Origin of the sequence: Myroides odoratus (assembly GCF_965118575.1) — a bacterium.
GTDB classification, from domain to species: domain Bacteria; phylum Bacteroidota; class Bacteroidia; order Flavobacteriales; family Flavobacteriaceae; genus Flavobacterium; species Flavobacterium odoratum_B.
Genome location: NZ_CBCPHW010000006.1, coordinates 1 through 22,093, shown reverse-complemented (window position 1 = coordinate 22,093; position 22,093 = coordinate 1). Strand labels below are relative to the sequence as shown.

Genomic DNA, 22,093 nt, shown 5'->3' with positions numbered 1-22,093 from the left:
TTTACATCTTAAAAAACAAAGGCACCTACCTTATAAGGTGCCTTCGTCTGCAAAGGAGTAGTAACTCTCTTCGGTTATAATTAAGTGATCTAAAAGAGTAATATCAAGTATCTTACTTGCTTCTTTTATCTTTCTTGTAATTTGTCTATCAGCATCACTTGGATCTAACTTTCCAGATGGATGATTGTGAATAATTATAAAAGCTGTAGCATTAGCCTTTAGTAAAGCTGAGAAAATAATTCTTAAATCTACTATTGTTGCGGTTATTCCTCCCGTTGAAGCTTCTAATACTCCAAGTACTTTATTGTTGTTTGAAAGCATAAGAACTTTAAACTGTTCTAATAATTCAATCTTATTACTATCCCAAGCCTTTAATGCTATTTGATATGCACTGTAAGAAGATGTAATCTGAGGTCTCTGTGAAGCTTTTACTTTTGATTTGTAAATTAATTCTACTTCTGAGGCAATAAGCCATTCCGTGTTTAAAACTGTAGTTTCCATACTATTAAATTTTTAAATTAATTATGGAGCCACAATTGGTAATGGCTTAGCGAGCGCAAGAAGCAACGCAATAAAGCGAAGACTTTAGTCAAGCATTTATGGGGGAATTTCTTGTTAGCGAACCGCTAGACATTGCCTAACTTTGTGCATTTTTTAATAAAAATATCCCCCATTTACTTTATGCATTTATAAAATCAAAGAACTGCTTTAATGATTCAATAATAGAACTATCTAAAATCAGATTATTGTCTTTCTGCCCAGTATTCTTCTGCGTATAGATTAGCAAAAAGGAATCTAATTGACTAAACAGTTTACTCAGCTTAGATGCATTTTCATTATCTGCATAAATGGCTAAATCTATGAGTGTTTTTAAATTTGTTGTGTGGGGTAAATAGTACGTGTGAAAAAGTACATACATCTGTAGCTTTATATATAAGCACCTATGTAATTTATTTGTAGAGATAAAACCTTCCTTTTTAGAGTTAATAACGTTCTTCTTAATTAACTTATTAATTTTGGAGATTGAATAATCTAGTCTAAAGGCACTTTCACTATAATCACAGTCATAATTACTCATCCAATGAATGGAAGGATAATACCCATTTGAGTAGATTATATTTTCTTCTTTAATTACCTTTTCAAAGAAATGGATGTGTTCAAAGCTATATTCTTGAACAAAAAGTCTTGTATGAGCGATAATCGTAAATCTAACATTATCATCTTTACAACTAAAACTATCAATTACCTTTTGTACTTCGTCAATTTCCTCTTTAATAGTAAGCACTAAAAGATAAAAATGTTTAATTGTTCTTTCAGCTTCGAAGATTACAGTTTCATGAAATTTATAGATTTCCTCTACTCCCTTAGTCTTAGTTAGAGGAAATAATTGATACAAATGCTTGAATACTTTTTTCTTCTTTGCCTTACCTTTTGATTTTATCTTATATGATCTTGAATCTACTTCGAGTTTGTCAAGCAACTGTATAACTACACTATGCAACTTCGCTTGAACTTTCTGAAGTGCTAACGCCCAATCATCATATAATGCAGTTTCAGAGTCCCTATCAATCGAATCTATTATGTAGTATAAATTTTCCTCTTTCTTTATAAAAAGGCTCTTGATGGGAGCAAATACTCGCTCAAGCAATAACAGTCTCTCTGTAATGTTACATTTTGTATTAGTAGTTCCAAAGAGCATTGTTTCAATAACATCTAAATCATGCTCAAAGAATTTTAAATAGAGATAAGACACTCCTGAGGTTTCCTCTTTGATAAAATCATCTGAATAAGATGATAAACGCTTATAGGTTTCTATATATTTGAGTTTGTATCTCTCTACATCATACGAGTAACCATCACTTCTTGGCAGTTCTATACTATCATCTTTGTAGAGTAAAAGCGTATCACCTAAACATAATTTAGTGAATGCTCTACCTGCTTTATCTTGTAAGTCAAAATCGTTATCATCCAATAATACAATATGATAATTACTGTCTTCTAAGAGTGCTTTAGTATACTTTTTACTAAATACTTTAGTAGCTTCCTCTTTGTCTTTTACGCGAAGCCAGAACACTTCAAGATCATAGGATGAATCATAAACTCCGCCATACCAAATAGTATTAACTTGTTTATCCGTTATACTTGTTATGAGCTTCTTCTCTAGGTTCTCAGGGAACTTCTGCTCTTTTAATAATTGAAATTTAGTTTCCATAATTTAAAATATTTAAGGGTTATTAATTGGTATATAATTTTTTAAGGTGATTGTAGAAGTGATTACAAATGTGCAGTGTGTTTACATACTGCTCTTGCGTAGGAGTACTAACGGGGGTTGATTGTCTTGGAAAGTAAGGCAGTTTTGTATTTAAAAAATAAAAAAGAGCATCGGACTGTTCTACACTCATTAACTGATTGCTATACTCTCTATCAGCCCATTGCACGAGTTTCCACAAGTAACGAGGACTAGCAAAATGGGGTACATAGTTCAACTTCTTATATAAGAATGAAAGACACAATTGCTTGAAAATACTTCCTAACTGTACAACATGTCCAATCTGATAAGTAGAACAACTAAACAACTCCATCTGTAACCATTGGCTATCTAAGTTATCTTGGCATAGTTTCCAAAAATCCTTTTGCCAATTAGAACTATCAGTATCTTCGGGCAGTTCAAAAACGGGAAGAATAAACTTAGCATGCTTTTTTGAGGTTCTACTGTATACTACATTATCATCTGTGATACGTTTGTAGATAAAAGGCAAGAACTTTGTACCATGACGTTCTGTCCAAGTAGTTTTATGTAGTAGACAAGTAATTTCAACTCGTTGATTAAAGTGATTTCTAATTAAGGTTGACATATGCTGTTCCATTTGTATCTTGATATCAGTACCGACTATAAACAAGAGGAATTCTATAGAGTCATTAGAAACTTTACTTTCAATCAAATAGATCAAGTCAATACGGTAGCTTTGAAGAAGTCTTTTAATCACAGCATTAAGCATAAACTGTTCATATTCTACTTTAGAGAAAATTTGCTTTCCTTTCAAATCACTAAGTAGATACTCAATTCTTGGAGTAAAAAAGCTATTGACTCCTTTTTCAAATTGTTCGCTTATAGCAGTACATAGACTTTCAACTTTAGTAAGATCATTTTCTTCGATTGTCATCTCGCTATTACTATCAACATTTAATAGATTACACAGATATGCTTTATCAATTTCATTATTGATAAAGACTTGACTTAGTTCTGGGTAGTTATTTTCTATTGATTCCAATAACTCTACATCTGAATTAAAGATTAAAGCACTTTTGGGAAATAATATGCTTTGTACGCTATGAAGGTAAAGACGTATGATATGTACATACAGAATTAATACAGCTTGAAATTGCTTCTGTTTAACAAGTGAATTAATAAAACGAACTTTATAATCCTCGTGCTTCTGCTTTACCTCCAATACCCAATTGTCAAGTTGTAGGAGTTGTCTTTTAATGGAGAAAGTGTAAAAGTTTTGTAATAGACTTCCCCAACTACTTTCTTTACGAGAATAGATAATAAACTGTGGATTAAGATAAAGAGATAAATAAGTAAAGTGAAAATCGCTTTCAAAAGGGAAAACGATGTGTTTACAAAACGTTACAACAACACCAAACTGTTCAAACACTTCTTTAGTCCAAGAAGATTCTTGTAGTTCTTGTCTTTTGGTCTCAAGTATATTCTTATTTAGAATAACCGTTATTTGCTTGATAGCTGAAAAATGCGGACTTGTTGCAAAGATTAATTCAACATTCCCCTTATTGATCTCATAGAGTAGTTTCTCTTGAACTACAAGAGGGATACCTTGTAATTCGTTGATTTCTAATTTAGTCTTCATAAGCTTACAGTGTTTAAGGTTAACAACTGCAAGTTCTTATCTTGGATTACGGTAATCTATTCTGAAAGAGCATATTATATTCACCTATCGTTTTTCATTCAAACCCCAATACTCATCATTATTAAATTAAATCGTCTTTAATTTTAAGCGTATAATTTACCAATGAACGCGAATAGTTTACTGATTTATAGTAAGGTAACTTTATAAGTAACCTAAAACCTTAAATTATGAAAACATATGATTTTACTTTAGAATCTCATTTATGGACAAAAGATAATATTGAATGTCCGTATGAACTACTCAAATGGCTAATAGAACTTGCCGATATAGAATATTTCCAAGAGCAATTACGCAATTACTGTTGCTATACTTTAAGTCATAAGATGTATGATAAAATAAGTGCTTCTGAGGTTATCTATGATGCAACTGTTTTACAATCCATATTTAAAGCAGGATATAGGATATATCTAAAACCAAAGAAGTTTTATAAAAAAGGTCTCACAATTTCTGAAATATCTGATGAAGAACTAAAGAGGATTAAATATTTGAATAAAGATGAATGTAAGAATCCTTATATAGTATTTGAGAATGTTTTTAATCGATTTACTATTGAACAAGTAAACAAATCATTCTTTGATTTAATCTTAGCTACAATGGCTAATAGTAAATATCAAAAAGATTATTGTTGTAACGTCTCAATGCTCAACTTTCATAAAATGTTAGATGCTTTTAAACTTATTCAGCAAAGAAATACAACCTCTTATCGATAAATATTTATCTAAAAACAAAAAAGGTAGAATACCATCCATAGTAATTCTACCTTTTTCTATTATTATATCCAAATAATGGGGTTTGTCTTTTCTTTTTAGGAAAAGAAAATTGCTTTATCATCAACTATACAATATAGGCAACAATGTATCTTATTTGATGATTACAAAAGACATTTAGTATTTCTACTCTATTTTTACAGCCTCATCAAATTTGCCATTCTCTCCATACATTCCCAAATTACCATTTTCTTCTAGTATATAATACTCCCCAAATCCATTATCATCCGTTAATTGCATTTTCCCTTTTTTGGACGATACCTTTACTTTTTTTACAGACTCTCCTCCATCAGAAAACTTTATTGTCATGTACTTTATTTTACCTATCTGATGATATATTAAAACTGATCCCATTAGACTATTATGACTTTTCCATTTACCTAAAATGTCACCTTTGACTTCTTCTGATTCTTCTATCTTATTATCTTGTTCAATGGTAGAACCTATTATTCTTAGTTCCAAAGAAGGTCTAAAGTGTGTATATGCCCAGTTTTCGTCACCATCCTCAATACTGTAAAAAACATACAAATTTGATACAGAATACATATTTCTAATTGTTTCTCCAATATCTTTTAATACGTCTTCAGAAATTTTTGTTTTTAATGCAACATAGACTATACTTTTATTTAAATTAGGATGATTTTCAACATTTATTACTTTCCAATTGTTATTTTGTGGGGTTGATTCTTTCTGAACATGTTCTTGTTCAGAAGTAAATTGTTTACTTTCTTCTTGTCTTTTATTACCACATCCTATGAGTAATAAAACAATTCCAATTAAAATAAATCTTTTAATCATAATAATCGTTTTCGTTAAATATTATTCAAACATATAAATAATAAATACTTTATTGATATGGTTTTCCATAATCTCTTGTCAACTTAAAGAAAGTCCAACAAAAAAGCCTAACCAGTAGATTAAGCTTTTATAATATATCTAGTTTTTTATCTATTTACTTTGAATCAACTTTTCTAAGCGATTCATCATCTCATCTTTTTCTTTAAGCATACGCTCATACAGAGCAATCTTTTCATTGTGTAATTGCACAATTGCTTCAACTGGATTTATATTGCAGTATAAGTTAATTGCTGAATTTTCCGTAAAAGTATTCGAGATAATATTTACTGCTTGTTCTTCATCAAAATTTTCAATTGCTTCAACAGGTATCTTAAGTACCTTAGAAATCTGTTGTAACAATGAGTTATCAATGATTTCTTTCTGTTCCAGTAGAGATATCTTCTTTTGATTCCAATCATCTCCTAAATCAAAAGCAAGAACTTCTTGTTTGATTCCAAGCATTTCTCTAAAACGCTTTACATTTCTTCCTTGATGTATTTTATGTTCCATAATTAATAGTCGAGTTAACAAGGCTCAAAGATAAAGCCAATGATTTAAAAAAGATTGAATTGTAAAGTTATAAAATAATCGGTAAGATATCCCAATATGAGAATATTATAGTTGTTCAATGGACTAGATAAAGCCAAATAGACCTAAAAAATCCTAAAAAAACAAGCTTCGCTTGTTTCGGTCTTAGTTTAGTTGTTTAACCTAAAAAACAACTATCATGGAAAATCAAATCACAAAAGAAGATTTAAAGCTATTTGCTCAAACAATCATTGGAGAGTTAAAAGAGTTATTAGTTAAACAAAACAAGGAAAGTTCTCTTGAATGGGTAAAGGCTAAAGTAGCAAGACAATTACTCAGTATTTCACCAGCTTCACTCCAAACATTACGTATCAGTGGTAAATTACAGTATCGCAAAATACTTGGTTCGTATTACTACAACAGAAAAGATATTATGAACCTTTTTAATGAGTAGAAGTTAACTTCTACTCATTAAAAAGGTTGAAAATTGACTCCCTCGAATTCTGTGCTACAAATATGACAGTTGAATTATTAGAAATTGTAGAGAATCCAAGGGAGTTTTTATTATCCATTTAACTGATTAATAAAGGTAGTTAGCTGAGCTAATTTATCAGGATTTAGATTTTTTAAACTCTCAATTAAGTCTGTGTAACTATCAGCATGTTTATTTGCTTTTGTTTCAAGCTTACCTTTTAATTTCTGCATTTCGGTTTTGATAGACTCTTCTTCTGTTAGAGCGTATTCCTCAGTTTGTTTAACAGAGTGATGCCCCAACATTTCTTTTACTACGTGAATAGGAACACCGTTACCAAGAGTTACTGTACTTCCAAAAGTTCTTCTTGCTTTGTGTGTGTTTAGTTCACTTATTTCACACAGTGAAGCAATCTCTTTTAAATACTCATTCATCTTTTGATTAGAGCGAACAGGAAGCACTACGTCTTTTCCAATGCAATCAGGATGATCTTTATGTTTTTCCATTATCTCAATAGCTTTTGGAAGTAATGGTATAGTGATATTAGCATCTGTCTTTTGTCTGTTAATTCTAATCCACAAATTACCTTCTTCATCCTTTGTAATATCGCTTTTCTTTAGCTGAAATACATCGATATAAGCAAGACCAGTATAACACTGAAAAACAAAGACATCTCTAACTGTAGTCAGTCTCTCATTAGTAAACTCTTTGTTTTCCAAAATTGATAACTCTTCTTTGCTTAATGGTTTCTTATTGAGCTTAGTTTTTTTAGGTTTGTATTGTACAAAAGGATTTGAAGAAATAATTCCCTTTGCTACAGCTCGTAAAACAATCTTCTTGAAGTTTGAGATATACTTTATAGCTGTGTTGTTAGAACACGTTCTAACGGTCTTTAAATAGTGTTCATAGCCAATTACAAACTCATAATTGAGTTCTCTAAACTCTATATCTTCTTTACCATAGACATAACGAATATACTCTGCTACATGTGATCTTGCTGTTACATATCTTTCATGTGTTCCAATAGCATACTCTTTAGGCACAAGTTTAAAGATTTCATCGTTGTGCTTTTGGAATTCTTCTAAAACTTTAGCCTTACTAGTTCCTTTACCTTGGATATAATCCATAAGTACAGAAGCAGTAATAGGCTCTTCATTACTTAAAAGTTCTAATTTGTACTTGGTAATCTTAGATACGATTGTATCTAAAATGTAATTTAGCGTTTTAGCATCTTCTTTAGCTCCATTGGCACGACCTGCTTTTTGGTTCCATCTGTTGATATCCCATTTATGACTTAGAGAAGTCTCTTTGCGAATACCATCTACTGTGATTCTTAGGTAAACACCTCTTAAATCACTTTTCTCTCTACTTGGTTTGAGAAAGAAATTAATTGACAACTGTTTTTCTAACATAATTCAACTGTTTTAAATATTAATAAATGTCGAATTAAAACGTTCCAAAAACACAGTCTAAAACTCTCTGGCACCCTTTGGCGTCTGGGTTTGCTCAGTTAAAAGATGCACATCGCTTACCTGTTTTTTTGTGCACCGAATCTGTAACTTTTTTTTGTGCATTTTTGAATAAAATGCGATACCCCTAAAAAAGAAAAAACCTATAACTCATTATGAATCATAGGTTTTGTGCTTTTTTGATGACTTTTAAAAAGTTATCTTTTATAAATCAGCGGAGAAAGAGGGATTCGAACCCCCGGACCTGTTACAGTCAACAGTTTTCAAGACTGCCGCAATCGACCACTCTGCCATTTCTCCAGTGGTCTGCTTTACTACTGTATTGCGAGTGCAAATATAGTGCGTTTTTTTAATTATGCAAAAAAGAAAAATAATTTTTTAACCAATATTTTCCAAAAATACCCTAACACGTTAATATATCACTAGTTAATACGTAACATAATCTGTAATTTCTAAACCATACCCTATCATTCCCACGCGTTTTTCTGGTTCAGAATTCGTCATTAAACGAATATTGGTAATTCCTAAGTCGTGTAAAATTTGAGCACCAATACCAAAATCTTTTTCGTCACCTGGTAATTTAGGCGTATTCATATCCAATTTACCCCCCAATTGTTCCTTAATAAAGTTTAAACGTCTTAATAAACTAATATTTTGAGCATCTTGATTGATGAATAAAATAGCTCCTTGACCTTCTGCATTAATTGTATTAAAAGCAGCTTCAATACGCAAATCTAACTTTCCGCTTAAAGCATCTAAAATATCATTGCTTCCAATCATAGAATTGATACGAGTCAATACAGCGTTATCCTCTTTCCACTCTCCTCTCGTTAGAGCAATGTGAATTTGTTTATTTGTAATTTGTTGATACGCACGCAATCTAAACTTGCCAAAACGCGTTTCGATTTCAAAATCTTCCTTCTTGTCAATCAAACTATCGTGTTTCATACGGTAAGCAACCAAAGCTTCAATCGAAATAATCTTTAGATCCCATTTCTTAGCTACTTCCATCAACTGAGGTAAACGAGCCATCGTTCCATCTTCATTCAAAATCTCTACTAAAATACCTGCCGCTTTAAATCCAGCCAAACGAGCTAAATCTACCGCTGCTTCTGTATGTCCCGTTCTGCGCAGTACACCCCCTTGTTTGGCAATTAAAGGGAAAATATGCCCTGGTCGACCTAAATCTTCTGGCTTCGTACGGTCATCTACCAAAGATAAAATGGTCTTAGCTCGATCTTGTACTGAAATACCGGTTGTACATCCATGTCCTATCAAATCAATAGAAACTGTAAATGCAGTTTGATGAAGCACTGTATTATTCTGAACCATCGGTTTTAAATCTAATTCATTACAGCGTTTCTCGTTCAATGGCGCACAAATTAATCCACGTCCATGTGTAGCCATAAAGTTGATCATTTCTGGAGTTACCATCTCCGCCGCAGCTATAAAATCTCCTTCATTCTCACGATCTTCATCATCTACGACAATAATTACTTTCCCCGCTTTGATGTCCTCTATAGCTTCTTCTATTGTATTTAATTGAATATGATTGATTGACATAATATAAGTATATTTTTCTGTGTGTTATTCTGCTGTATGTTATTCTGTTGTTTGCGTTTTCTTTGAAAATAATCCTTTTAAGAAATCTCCTATCGTAGAGAAAAATCCTAAGAAGTTTACCTCTCCATTATCTCGCGTTGCTTTTAAAGTCAAGAAAATGGCTAGTGGCGTTAAAATTAAAGCGCCCGCCCATGCCCCTAGTATCGGTTGAATTCCATCCTCTTGGGCCAACTTTTTCCCAAACGTATTCACAAAGTGGTACAAAATAAAAATTATTACGGCAAATACGATAGGCAATCCCAAGCCTCCTTTTCGGATAATTGCACCCAATGGAGCACCAATAAAATACATTAAAAAGCAAGAATATGCAATTACAAATTTCTCGTATAAGGCCAAATAATGATCATTTATTTTCTTTGTTTGTCCCAACATAGATACATCATTACTTTCCGTACTAAACAAAATATTATTAGTATAATCAATAGCCGATTGCAAAACGCGCTCTTGATTATTGGTTGAAAAAGACTTTAAAATATCTTCTTTCATATCAATAACCTTTATCTTACTCTCCGTTGCTGTGCTATCAATTCCAATCTCTTGTTTTACTTCCGCTTGATTTGCCTTGCTTTTTCTATTGTAATCGTAGGGGTTATAAATATTGTTATAACGAACTAATAGATTCTCAGTGTTGGATTTTTTATCTCGATTCAAGGCCGATTCTAAAGAGTCAATTGTATACGTCAACTCTTTAATATTTAACATGTGATAGGTATTTTTAATTTCCTCTTTTTGAGCGCCATCATCCTGTAAAGCACCTAAATCAATATTCATTGTATATTTTTCAAAAGCCACTTTTGTAAAGGGCTTCTTTTTCATATCATTCGTTGACTTCGGTACCATATCTTCATAGTAATTGCCATCATACAAATGCAACTGCAAGATATTAGAAGCATTATCCGCTTCTAATTCTCCATCAACAGAGCGAATAACAGCTTTATTATCATAGCCTGATGAAGATTTTATATGCATGGTTACATTCTCCAGATACTGGCCTTTATCCCCTGTTTTTTTATCCACTTTGATATTGATTGACCCAACATCGTTAAATTGCCCAGCTGCAATAGCCATAGCCGGCTTTGTTTGCAAAATCTCTTTCCGCATATTAATAAAGCGATATTCCGCTTTGGGAATAACATCATTCGCGAACCAAAAAGAAATAAGAGCCAATACAGCAATAAAAATAGACAACGGTTGCATCGCCCGCTTTAATGAAATACCTGAGGCCTTCATAGCTGCAAATTCATAATGCTCTGCAAAATTCCCAAAGGTCATAATAGAAGCCAATAAGACAGATAAAGGCAAAACCAAAGGAATCATCTTAGGAGAATAAAACAGTAAAAACTGTACAATAATAAAAAAGTCCAAATCCTTTCCAGCTAATTCTGTAATAAATAGCCAGATTCCCTGTAAAATAAAGATAAAGTAGAGAATGATAAACACCGTAAACAGTGTAGATACAAAAGAGGTTAGTATATAGCGGTCTAGTATTTTCACTTAGTGTAATTAATCTATTTTATTGATGTAATAATTTGAATAATCTGTGTCAGTAAAGGTAAAATGATTTTTCGACATACTTTGGTTAGTTTTAAAAGATTTAACCGTTAAGATAGACTTCGAATTATTTTTATTGACTTGAATTTTCGTATAGATCTGTTTAGTAACATGATCAATCCCCACCAACACCTCTTTAATGCCCGATTTTTTATCCAAGGGCACCAATTTGATATATTGGATTTCCTTGCCTTTTACCTTCTGTAAAATGTCCCACTGTAAATCATAGCCTTCTTTGTAAAAGGTCAAAATCTGCAAGGGTAACGCATTGTCAATTTTAGTAGGATCATATTTTGAAATCGTCACCTCTTTATCCTCTTCGCTAATGGTATAAATTTTCTTTCCATCAAAAATACGCGTCATATCCATAAAGGTCATTCGATATAAATTGTCTTTTAAATCGATATGTCCATCCGTTTCTTGAATGGTTTCTCCCGATTTAGCCTCAACTTGAGCATAGTGAAAATCAATAGAAATATTCGAATAACTCGCAATTTTTTTATTTACTTCATCCAAATAGTTTCTTGCACGTTGACTACTCTGTCCATAGGTGATAAGTGTACTACAAGCAAAGAAAAGAAGCAGTATTTTTTTCATAATTTTTCGTTTGTGTGTTTTAGTTAAATAAATCGTTTTGTTCTGCTTGGAAAAATTGATCCAAGGCTACTAAATCAGGAATAAGTACACTACGGGCTTTACTTCCTTCAAAAGGACCTACAATACCTGCTGCTTCCAGTTGATCAATAATTCTTCCTGCGCGATTATAACCTAATTTCAATTTGCGTTGCAATAAAGAAGCAGATCCCTGTTGGGCGGTAACAATAATTTCAGCGGCATCTCTAAATAGCGAATCTCGTTCACTTATATCGATTTCTGAAGTTGTTCCTCCTCCATCTTCTCCAACATACTCTGGCAATAAATAGGCATCAGGATAGGCTTTTTGTCCACCTATATATTCCGTTATTTTCTCTACTTCTGGAGTATCCACAAAAGCACATTGTACACGGACTAAATCATTGCCCTGTGTATATAACAAATCTCCTCTACCAATTAATTGATCCGCACCTTGTTGATCTAAAATAGTTCGTGAATCAATTTTAGAAGTCACGCGAAAAGCAATTCGAGCAGGGAAATTCGCCTTAATAATACCCGTAATTACGTTCACGGATGGACGTTGTGTAGCAATAATCAGGTGAATTCCAATAGCACGTGCCAATTGAGCTAAACGAGCAATCGGTGTTTCTACATCTTTGCCCGCAGTCATAATTAAATCTGCAAACTCGTCAATAACTAAAACGATATAAGGTAAATAACGATGTCCATTCTCTGGATTTAAACGTCTTTGCTTGAATTTTTCATTGTATTCTTTGATGTTGCGGACCATCGCATCTTTCAATAAACTATAGCGATTGTCCATTTCAATACAAAGTGAATTTAATGTATTGATAACTTTTGTATTATCTGTTATAATTGCTTCTCCTGAATCGGGTAATTTAGCTAGATAATGGCGTTCGATTTTATTAAATAACGTCAATTCAACTTTCTTCGGGTCAACCAAAACAAACTTCACTTCTGCGGGATGTTTCTTATATAATAAGGAAGCCAATAACGCATTTAATCCAACTGATTTACCTTGTCCAGTTGCACCTGCCATAAGCAAGTGAGGCATTTTTGCTAAATCTACAACAAACGTTTCATTTGAAATTGTTTTACCTAAGGCTACAGGTAGCTCCATTTCTGCACTTTGAAATTTTGGCGAGGCAATGACACTGCGCATCGAAACAATGGATGGATTCGCATTAGGAACTTCAATACCAATGGTTCCCTTTCCTGGAATCGGTGCAATAATACGAATACCCAAAGCTGCCAAAGACAAAGCTATATCATCTTCTAAATTTTTAATTTTCGAAATGCGAACTCCCGCCTCGGGAATAATTTCATACAAAGTAACTGTAGGCCCAACTGTTGCTTTAATTTGAGCAATATCAATCTTGTAATTGCGCAGCGTTTCTACAATTTTATTTTTATTTTTTTCTAATTCCTCTTGATTGATCGTTATACTTCCGGTTCCATAATCTTTCAATAATTCAATGGAAGGAAATTGATAATTTGACAACTCCAACGTGGGATCAAACTCTCCAAAATCTTGTACCAATTTAGCGGCTAAATTTTCTTCTACAGTTCCTTCATCTACAGCAGCTTCAATAACAAAATCACTAGATGAAACAAGCTCCTCTTCCTCTTCTCTTTCGATTTCAGCACGCTCAATTTTAGGGTGCAAATTCAATTCTGAACTATGTCCTATCGTTGGTTTAATACTCTTATGATCAATTGAAAAAGCAGAAGTTGCTGTTTCTTTTTCCCTTCTTGTGTCCTCTTGTTTTGGAGGGATTACTATACTGTAATCTTCTTTTAAAAAAGGGGCTTCCTCCTGTGAATCAGAATCTCCCATTCCTTCTTTATTCACTTCTTTTGCTGAGACAATTTCTTTATCAAAATTATCTTCTTTGTTTTTTGCAGTTGCAGAAAACTTAGAAAAATGTATTGGTAAAGACGAAATAAAATCTCTAATTTTAGTAGGAGATAATTTATAGCGAAACAAAAAGAAGCTTAATGTTATAAAACTGATAAGTAAGATAGAACCCGCTGTTCCTAAATAATCTGTCAAGTACAAATTTATTTCATACCCGACCGTTCCTCCTAATAGTGGATTAGATTCCCAAAAGAATCCTAGAAAACTACCCAATAAAACCATGGATGTCAAATCCCAAAAAACAACTTTCTTAATACGTCGAGAAGCAATACCAAAAAACGAATATATCCCCGTATGAATTAATAACTTGGCAAAGAAAAAAGAGGCAATACCAAATCCACTATAAATAAAAACATGCCCCAAATAAGCTCCTAATTTACCTAACCAGTTATAGACTTCTAGTTCTCTATTTCCGACATCCGTTAAATTACTTTGGTCTTCTATTCCTGAAATAAAATAAGAGATAAAACTCAGTGTTAGGGATATCCCTATAATAATCAATAAGATAGAAAACAGGAAACGCGAATTCTTTAAAATAGTTGTATCGTATTTCTTAGATTCAGGTGGAACCGTTTTTTTCTTCGTTGATTTACTTTCTTTTTCCATTTATACGTTGCAATTGATAAAATAGGCTTTATTCTTTCTCGCTAATGTAACAAAGTAAAAGATATCTTTAAAGCATGCTGTTAACTTTAAATAACAAATTAACACCTTCCTTTAAAAATATCTTACTTCATTACCTGAATTATAGTCTTATAATGCAGCTAAAGCCAATTCATAGTTTGGTTCATTAGCTGTTTCTGCCACTTGTTCTGTATATACAACAGAACCCGTCTCATCAATAACTACAATAGAACGCGATAATAATCCCTCTAAAGGTCCATCAACAAAAGTCAAACCATACGCTTTGCCAAATGATCCGTCTCTAAAATCAGATAACAGGATGACATTCTCAATTCCCTCAGCTCCACAGAAACGAGTTTGGGCAAAAGGCAAATCTTTAGATATACACAAAACGATTGTGTTTGCTAACTGCGCTGCTTTTTGATTGAATGTACGCACAGATACAGCACATGTAGGAGTATCAATACTTGGAAAAATATTTAATACTACTTTTTTTCCTGCAAAATCACTTAGTTTCTTTGTTGATAAATCTGTAGCTACTAATTCAAAATTAGGAGCTACTGTTTGTACACTTGGTAACTCACCAAGGGTGTGAAATGGATTATTTTTTAATGTAACTGTTGCCATACCTTACTTGTTTTATTCACACAAAAATACGAAAAATTGCCTAACAATACTGTTTAAATATTGCGAAGACTTAGCGCAAATAACAAATTAATTTCATTAAAAATTGAACTGATAATCTCCTTATTTTTATTCATTACAGTACTTTTCTTAGGCTCAAATGTCTTAAACCTCATTATTTCATATACGCTTAACTTCTAAACCCTTTTTGTATACAAGTTTTTTTTAACTTTGAAGTAAACACGTAAAAACTACCTATGAAAACAATGAAAGCTGCACGTTGGTACGCTGCAAAAGACATCCGAGTGGAAGAAGTAAACATCCCAACCCCACAAAAGGGACAACTAAAAATTGCCGTACATTTTGCGGGAATTTGCGGTTCAGACTTACATGAATACAACCACGGTCCTCAATTAATTCCCATGGATGCGCCTTACCCACTTAATGGTCATCAAGGAGTTACTACGTTAGGACATGAATTTTCAGGTATTATTGAAGAAATTGGCGAAGGAACTACTCATTTCAAAAAAGGAGATCGCGTTGTTGTAGAGCCTATTTACAAAAACTTTGAGAGTCCATTCACTACAGCTGGCGCTTATAATCTAGGAGAGCATCTTGGTTTTATTGGATTAGCTGGTGATGGTGGATTTGCAAATTATGTAGTAGTAGAAGACTATATGGTACACAAAATGCCTGATTCCATGACTTTTGAACAAGGTGCAATGGTCGAACCAGCCGCTGTTGCCGTATATGCGGTTATGCAAAGTGGCTTGCAATTGGGGGAAACGGTATTTATTTCAGGAGCAGGTCCTATTGGATTACTGTGTACCCAAGCGGCTTTAGCAGCAGGTGCGAGTACTGTAATTGTTACCGACGTAGCTGAAAAACGATTAGAAAAAGCAAGAGAAATTGGCGCAACCCATGTGTTTAATGCCACTGATAAAGAGTTAAATCAAAAAATAAAAGCAGTTACAGATGAATTAGGTCCCCACGTATTCCTAGATTGCGCAGGCGTACAAGCTTCCTATGACACCGGACTAAACACCATTAGAAACGGAGGAACAGCAGTTCTTGTGGCTTTATTTGGTAAACCCGTTCAACATGATGCTTTACAACAAGTTTTACGTGAAATTACAGTAAAAGGGGTGATAGCTTATCGAAATATTTTCCCTCAAACCATGAAACTAATTACAAGTGGAAAAATGCCTGTAGAGCAATTAATCACCAATAAGATTAGTTTAGATGAAATTGTAGATAAAGGTTTTGAAGCTTTGATTAAAAATCCATCCGAAGTAAAAATATTAATTGAAATTGCTAAATAAATAATAAACCAAAGACTGCTCTCAAGCAGTCTTTGGTTTATATTTTTTTTTCTTTTTCTTCAAATATAGTGCGCAATACTAAAACAGCTTGTTCCAATTCTTCTTCATTCATCGAAGCAAAACCAAAGCGAAAAGCATTTAATTCAACATCGACTCTTTTTATAGCTAGCAGTGGATGGGTAATTAACTGCTCAATCCTAGTAGGCTCTTTTAATACCACCCACATGGCCATTCCTCCAGAAGGTAAAACATATGCAACATACGCACTTAAATGCAACTGTAACAACGCATCCAAATAGTCTCTACGTAAAAAATAACACTTCTTCGCTTTTTTAATATGCCTTTTTAATTCTCCTTGTTTAATTAACTCCGCGATTGCATGTTGCATATACCCATCCACTCCTACATCGATCAACTTTCTCAAAGCGACCGCTTGCTCAATAAAATTGAAAGGGGCAACCATAAAACCAATGCGAATAGAGGGATCCAATAGTTTAGAGAATGAGCCTATATAAATAATATTTCCCGTATGTGGACTACTTGCCAAAGGTAAATAAGGAGAAGAAGCATAGTGATAGTCGTAGTCATAATCGTCTTCTATAATAGCAAATCCATAGTACTGAGATAACTTTAATAAGGCGATACGTCGCTCAACACTCATTGTAACTGTGGTAGGATAATGATGATGAGGAATCACATAAATTGCTTTAACAAGCCTTTCTTTACAAATCTCTTGTATCTCGTCCACTATAAGCCCACACTCATCTACATCAACTTCGATTACTGTTGCATCCGTTTGCTCAAAAACCTTCGTCGCCGTGGCATAATTTGGCTTGCCTACTACGATGATATCTCCTTGAGTTAACAACAATTGAGCAGCTAGATAAATACTCATTTGCGCACCATGAGTAATTAAAATATTCTCTTTCTCAATATTTAATCCTCGCGTTTCTGATAAATACGTAACTAGCACCTCTCTTAACTTAAGACTACCTTGGGCTGTTCCAAAAGTAACCGATTTTATAATATGCTTTTTTGAAGTATAGGAACGATATATTTTTAGTAAATCGGCAATAGGAGATAATCGAACATCAGGAAAACCATCATCAATACTAATTGATGGCCAGCTATTTGTCACCTTTTCTTTTGGAGTTTCGATTTCTTTAAAGGGCAATTTAAAACTAAAATAAGGTGCTTCATCGATTGCATCCGCAATCCATTGCTTGGGTTTTAGATGAGGAATCTTATCTGAAACTGCAACATACTTTCGCGGTAGGGCAACAATCCAATCTTGCGCTTCTAATTCTTCATAAGCAGCGACAATTGTTTTGCGATGCACCCCTAACAGCTTAGCCAAATCGCGCGTGCTAGGTAAATGTGCATTTGCTTTTAAAATCCCTTGACTGATTGCATTGATTAATGCAATTGCAATTTGTCGATAAATCGGCACATTACTCGACCTATCAATTGTTATTATTCTTTCAAATGGCAACATAGTGGACTATTAGTTATAACACAACTGGACGACAAAGATAGTCCTAATCACCTATACTTTTGCTCTATAAATAAAAACAAAATATGAACTACACAATTAAAAAAGCTAGCTTAGAAGACTTAAAAGAAGCTTCCGAACTTTTTAATCTTTATCGTATTTTTTATCGTCAAGAAGCTGACTTAGAAAAAAGTACCGCCTTTATTAAAGAAAGATTACTCCATGGCGAGTCAGATATTTTTTTGGCCATTGCTGATAATAAAGCGGTTGGATTTGTTCAATTATACAAGCTTTTTCACTACATCAAACTACAAAAACAATGGCTTTTAAGTGATTTATTTGTCCATCCTGACCACAGAAGCAAAGGGTTGTCAGTTGCTTTAATCGACAGAAGTAAACAATGGTGTGATGAAACCGGAGCTTGTGGTCTGATGCTCGAAACAGAAAAAACAAATATCATTGGTAATAATCTCTATCCAAAATGTGGCTTTCAATATGATGGAGCACACAACTACTACTATTGGTGGAAATAAATCTTTTTTTTTGGCGAAGTCACGGCTTCGCCAATTTTGTTTGAATTAATTTTAATGCTTATGACATCCGTTCAAAAAAATTTAAACCACATTTTACAGCGCATTGAAAACGCTTGTATCGCTAACCATAGAAATCCCAATGAAGTTCAATTATTACTTGCTACTAAAACTGTTTCTGCTGAACGCATTCGCTTAGCACTTCAAATGGGTCAATCTTTACTAGGAGAAAATAAGGTTCAAGAAGTCAAAGAAAAATACGCTGATTTAGTAGATCTTCACCCAACGAATCACTTTATTGGTCATCTACAAACGAATAAAATAAAAGAAATAGTAAAATACAATATTTCATGTATACACTCCATTGATCGATTAGATTTAGCGACAAAGCTAGATCAACGTTTAAAACTAGAAAATAAAACAATCGATATACTTATTCAGGTTAACACCTCAAACGAGGAAAGTAAATTTGGAATTGCACCTGCAGATGCTTTAGAACTTATACAACAAGTGGCTCAATTACAAACACTAAAAATCAAAGGCTTAATGACGATTGGACTATTTACTGCAGATGAAACCAAAATTAGAGTTTGTTTTAAATTGCTCAAAACCATCCAAAACCAAGCCCTAGAACTCAACTTACCCCAGGTTGAAATGAAAGAACTATCGATGGGAATGAGCGGGGATTTAGAGATTGCTATTGCCGAAGGAGCTACAATTGTACGAGTTGGCACAGCCATCTTTGGCGAACGAACATACCCCGATAGTTATTACTGGAATGAAAACAAATAAGCTTCAAAAGACTTATTCTCATTAAAAAATTGTATTTTTAATATTGAATTAAATCATTCACAATGAAAAAACACAATCTATACACGCAACTATCTATAGTAATTCTTTTTTTAACAACTTCTCTCTCTGGTTTTGCACAAGCTAAAAATTTTGGACAAAAAATCGGTGATTTATTATATGAAATGACTGCATCTGTACCAGATACCCTAAAAATTCAGGCTACAGTAAACTCCTTGTCTATTGACAATAAAGAAGTTAAAAAGGGCAATTTATCGTATAGTATTTTCGACGGATTTGATGGAGATAAAATGTATTACATTCCCTTTACTACTTCCGATGAAAGTAGATTTACTATAGAACAGTTAAAACGAGATAACAAACTCTATTTCGGCGTTCAGTTTTTACTTCAAAGTGAATACGCAGTAAATAGTAAAAATCAAATACAATATAAAAATCCTACTTATAGCTATAATACAAACTACGACGAATTAAACCTGTATTGTACCACACCAATGAAATATAAAAATGGCAGTGGTAATAATCCAGAATCCCCTTTACTAAGTTGTATTTATACCAATCCAGATAGCAAAAAAAGAATGATGTATTGGGTAGTTTTTGAAAAACCTACGGGAGATAAAAAAGGAAATACAATCAAAGAAATCAAATTTCAAAGCATTGAGCTTTGGCAAAAATAAATAAGGCTATCAACCGATAGCCTTATCTTATATCTTTTCTTTTACTAAATCTAAGGCGCTGTAAATAGAATTTTGAGATTTAAACTCGGGTACTATCTCTTTTAACTCTGCAACCAAATACACCACATCTCCTTTCTTGTTCTCATCACATACACTTAAACAAAGCCTTTCTATTTTTTCTTTACACGCGCTCAAATCTTGTTCTCTCACTTGAGCAATCATGATTTTTTCGTGGTGCGTTTTTACCGTATTTTCATCATTCGCTAATAACTCCTCGAATATTTTTTCACCTGGTCGAAGTCCTGTGATTTTAATATCTATATCATCTGGATAAACAAACCCACTTAATTGAATCATTCTTTTTGCCAAATCAATAATTTTCATTGATTTTCCCATATCAAAAACAAATATTTCACCCCCATTTCCCATAATAGAAGCTTCCAATACCAATTGACAAGCTTCGGGAATAGTCATAAAATAACGCGTTATATCTGGATGGGTAACAGTCAAAGGACCGCCTAAATCTAACTGGCGTTTAAACAAAGGGATGACAGAGCCATTAGATCCTAAAACGTTTCCAAATCGCGTCACAATAAAACTTGTTTTCCCTTTATCTTTCAAGCTAGAAACATAAATTTCGGCCGCGCGTTTTGTGGCACCCATAACATTCGTTGGGTTTACTGCTTTATCGGTTGATACCATAACAAATTTTTGTACATCAAAATCAACAGATAAATCAGCAATATTTTTAGTTCCTTTGATATTAGTATGTATTGCTTCATAAGGAAAAGATTCCATTAAAGGTACGTGTTTATAAGCTGCAGCATGATACACTAAATCAGGCTTATAGATATTAAAAATCTCACGCATGTTCTTTTCTTCACGAATATTTCCCACTATATAAACAATGCGATCTTTATGTGGGGATACCATAGCTTGTTGAATATCATACAACGAAGACTCTGCATGGTCAATTAATATTAACCTTCTAAAATTAAACAGCGCTATCTGTCTGGCAATCTCGCTACCAATAGATCCAGCAGCTCCAGTAATTAGTATTACCTTTCCATCAATCTCATTCACTACAATAGGGTTTTCCAAATTAATAGCCTTACGGCCTAACAAGTCATCAATACGCAATTCCTTAATCTGTCTATTCGTATATTTTCCATCCAACCAATCGGTTGCTGGTGGAATAATCTTAATCCGAACAGGGAGTTCTACTAAATACTCTGCAATTTCATTTAGGCGTTCTCGTTGTATATTTTGAATCGAAATAATGATATCGTCAATTCTATTTTGCTTGACAAAATCAGTATTAATTTCCTTGCTATTATAAATCTTGTATCCTGCGATACGCTGTCCTGATTTTTTATCATTATCGTCAATAAACCCAATTATTTGCGTTCGAATTTTTGTATCACTAGCCAACGCACCTAAGGTAATCAAACCAGAATCACCAGCGCCATAAATCAACACTCGTTTTTCATTGCGGAAATCTAAAATATAACTACGATAAAATTGACTATAAAATAACCTGGCACAAATCAACATCGCCGCAGAAAGCAACATATGCAATACAATAAATGAATAGGATTGTCGAACATAATCCACCATTTGCTCACCTGATATCACCCCATTTCTCTGTAAAGCAGCTGGAATAGTAATCAATACACTCGCAAATAAACAAGTAATAAAGACTAACTCAATATCTTTAATAGAAGTTTGTCGAATTAAGCTTCGGTAAGGTTTTACTAACCAAAAACTTAAAATGTAGGCGCAAAGTACAATAGGTAACTTAGAGTAAAACAATTCAACATCATAAGTCCCATAAAAATTACTTAAAAAAAGTAAAGAAATAAAATAAGTAAAAAGTATAATAAAAATATCTATTACAAAAATAATTCCCCTCGGGATATCTCTCTTTAATCTACTCTTTAAACGCTCAATCATAGCAATATAATGGATAATCTTCTTCAATATCAAAGATAGTACATTTTCAACATTATTTAGATAAAAATCAAAGCAATAATTCTATTCAAAGCAATAACTACAGAGATATTACTAAAAATTAAATGTTTAAATAGCAAATTATATAATAAAATTAGAATAATATATAAATACACGAAATGCGATACGTAAACCGTACAAAAATCACTATCCTTATCATAAAATATTTACTTTAAACTTTACAAAAAATAGTTTTTTTTGGTGATGGGTTATGAGTTATGGGTTATGAGTTATGATGAGTTATGGGTTATGAGTGAAGAATACTCTTCCCTTCACCCATTTCTCATACCTCATA

General features: G+C 33.0%; 19 protein-coding genes and 1 tRNA gene. 6 read left to right on the top strand and 14 right to left on the bottom strand.

The annotated features are described in order from the left end of the window. Positions 1-30: 30 nt before the first annotated feature. The 3 genes from ACMHJ2_RS06510 to ACMHJ2_RS06500 form a co-directional block, all read right to left on the bottom strand. Positions 31-501, bottom strand: a complete 471-nt coding sequence (locus ACMHJ2_RS06510) for a JAB domain-containing protein (protein ID WP_413512151.1) — start codon at positions 499-501, stop codon at positions 31-33. A 178-nt stretch (positions 502-679) separates the two neighbouring features. After that, positions 680-2,212, bottom strand: coding sequence for a hypothetical protein (locus ACMHJ2_RS06505; protein WP_413512150.1), 1,533 nt, complete (start codon positions 2,210-2,212; stop codon positions 680-682). A 22-nt stretch (positions 2,213-2,234) separates the two neighbouring features. After that, positions 2,235-3,869, bottom strand: coding sequence for a hypothetical protein (locus ACMHJ2_RS06500; RefSeq protein ID WP_413512149.1), 1,635 nt, complete (start codon positions 3,867-3,869; stop codon positions 2,235-2,237). Positions 3,870-4,096: 227 nt separating this feature from the next. Between ACMHJ2_RS06500 and ACMHJ2_RS06495 the strand changes: the two genes are divergently transcribed. After that, on the top strand, positions 4,097-4,639 hold the full coding sequence (locus tag ACMHJ2_RS06495) for a hypothetical protein (protein WP_413512148.1): 543 nt from the start codon (positions 4,097-4,099) through the stop codon (positions 4,637-4,639). 183 nt (positions 4,640-4,822) lie between these two features. Here ACMHJ2_RS06495 and ACMHJ2_RS06490 read toward each other — a convergent pair whose 3' ends face one another. Together ACMHJ2_RS06490 and ACMHJ2_RS06485 are read right to left on the bottom strand one after the other, a co-directional pair. Continuing rightward, the gene (locus ACMHJ2_RS06490; protein WP_002985531.1) at positions 4,823-5,494 is read right to left on the bottom strand and encodes a hypothetical protein; all 672 of its coding nucleotides are present in this window, start codon (positions 5,492-5,494) and stop codon (positions 4,823-4,825) included. A 150-nt stretch (positions 5,495-5,644) separates the two neighbouring features. Further along, positions 5,645-6,043, bottom strand: coding sequence for a helix-turn-helix domain-containing protein (locus ACMHJ2_RS06485; protein WP_002985533.1), 399 nt, complete (start codon positions 6,041-6,043; stop codon positions 5,645-5,647). Between the two features lie 217 nt (positions 6,044-6,260). Here ACMHJ2_RS06485 and ACMHJ2_RS06480 point away from each other — a divergent pair, with 217 nt between their 5' ends. Beyond that, positions 6,261-6,515: a DNA-binding protein gene (locus ACMHJ2_RS06480; protein WP_413512147.1), complete on the top strand. Its 255-nt coding sequence runs from the start codon at positions 6,261-6,263 to the stop codon at positions 6,513-6,515. 110 nt (positions 6,516-6,625) lie between these two features. Here ACMHJ2_RS06480 and ACMHJ2_RS06475 read toward each other — a convergent pair whose 3' ends face one another. The 7 genes from ACMHJ2_RS06475 to tpx form a co-directional block, all read right to left on the bottom strand. Beyond that, the gene (locus tag ACMHJ2_RS06475; protein WP_413512146.1) at positions 6,626-7,945 is read right to left on the bottom strand and encodes a site-specific integrase; all 1,320 of its coding nucleotides are present in this window, start codon (positions 7,943-7,945) and stop codon (positions 6,626-6,628) included. Between the two features lie 272 nt (positions 7,946-8,217). Next, positions 8,218-8,302, bottom strand: a tRNA-Ser gene (locus tag ACMHJ2_RS06470). Between the two features lie 126 nt (positions 8,303-8,428). After that, a complete protein-coding gene (gene ribB, locus ACMHJ2_RS06465) occupies positions 8,429-9,565 on the bottom strand; it encodes a 3,4-dihydroxy-2-butanone-4-phosphate synthase (RefSeq protein ID WP_413512145.1) in 1,137 nt (378 codons plus the stop codon). Positions 9,566-9,604: 39 nt separating this feature from the next. After that, positions 9,605-11,119, bottom strand: coding sequence for an LptF/LptG family permease (locus tag ACMHJ2_RS06460; RefSeq protein ID WP_413512144.1), 1,515 nt, complete (start codon positions 11,117-11,119; stop codon positions 9,605-9,607). Positions 11,120-11,128: 9 nt separating this feature from the next. After that, positions 11,129-11,773, bottom strand: a complete 645-nt coding sequence (locus ACMHJ2_RS06455) for a LolA family protein (RefSeq protein ID WP_413512143.1) — start codon at positions 11,771-11,773, stop codon at positions 11,129-11,131. Between the two features lie 19 nt (positions 11,774-11,792). Beyond that, positions 11,793-14,315 (bottom strand): DNA translocase FtsK 4TM domain-containing protein, encoded by a 2,523-nt coding sequence (locus ACMHJ2_RS06450; protein WP_413512142.1) that lies wholly within the window; start codon positions 14,313-14,315, stop codon positions 11,793-11,795. Positions 14,316-14,462: 147 nt separating this feature from the next. After that, positions 14,463-14,960, bottom strand: a complete 498-nt coding sequence (gene tpx / locus ACMHJ2_RS06445) for a thiol peroxidase (protein WP_413512141.1) — start codon at positions 14,958-14,960, stop codon at positions 14,463-14,465. 254 nt (positions 14,961-15,214) lie between these two features. On the opposite strand from tpx, the gene ACMHJ2_RS06440 reads away from it, so the two are divergent. Continuing rightward, entirely contained in the window at positions 15,215-16,279 is a 1,065-nt protein-coding gene (locus tag ACMHJ2_RS06440; RefSeq protein WP_413512140.1) for a 2,3-butanediol dehydrogenase, read from the top strand. A gap of 37 nt (positions 16,280-16,316) precedes the next feature. Here ACMHJ2_RS06440 and ACMHJ2_RS06435 read toward each other — a convergent pair whose 3' ends face one another. After that, positions 16,317-17,774, bottom strand: a complete 1,458-nt coding sequence (locus ACMHJ2_RS06435) for a PLP-dependent aminotransferase family protein (RefSeq protein WP_413512139.1) — start codon at positions 17,772-17,774, stop codon at positions 16,317-16,319. Positions 17,775-17,857: 83 nt separating this feature from the next. Here ACMHJ2_RS06435 and ACMHJ2_RS06430 point away from each other — a divergent pair, with 83 nt between their 5' ends. The 3 genes from ACMHJ2_RS06430 (at position 17,858) to ACMHJ2_RS06420 (ending at position 19,788) form a co-directional block, all read left to right on the top strand. Continuing rightward, entirely contained in the window at positions 17,858-18,304 is a 447-nt protein-coding gene (locus ACMHJ2_RS06430; RefSeq protein WP_413512138.1) for a GNAT family N-acetyltransferase, read from the top strand. Between the two features lie 60 nt (positions 18,305-18,364). Further along, positions 18,365-19,093, top strand: a complete 729-nt coding sequence (locus ACMHJ2_RS06425) for a YggS family pyridoxal phosphate-dependent enzyme (RefSeq protein ID WP_413512137.1) — start codon at positions 18,365-18,367, stop codon at positions 19,091-19,093. A 62-nt stretch (positions 19,094-19,155) separates the two neighbouring features. Next, complete coding sequence (locus ACMHJ2_RS06420) at positions 19,156-19,788, top strand: hypothetical protein (RefSeq protein ID WP_413512136.1); 633 nt, start codon at positions 19,156-19,158, stop codon at positions 19,786-19,788. 27 nt (positions 19,789-19,815) lie between these two features. Here the strand turns inward: ACMHJ2_RS06420 and ACMHJ2_RS06415 are convergent, their stop codons facing one another. Beyond that, a complete protein-coding gene (locus ACMHJ2_RS06415) occupies positions 19,816-21,741 on the bottom strand; it encodes a polysaccharide biosynthesis protein (protein ID WP_413512280.1) in 1,926 nt (641 codons plus the stop codon). Between the last annotated feature and the right edge of the window lie 352 nt (positions 21,742-22,093).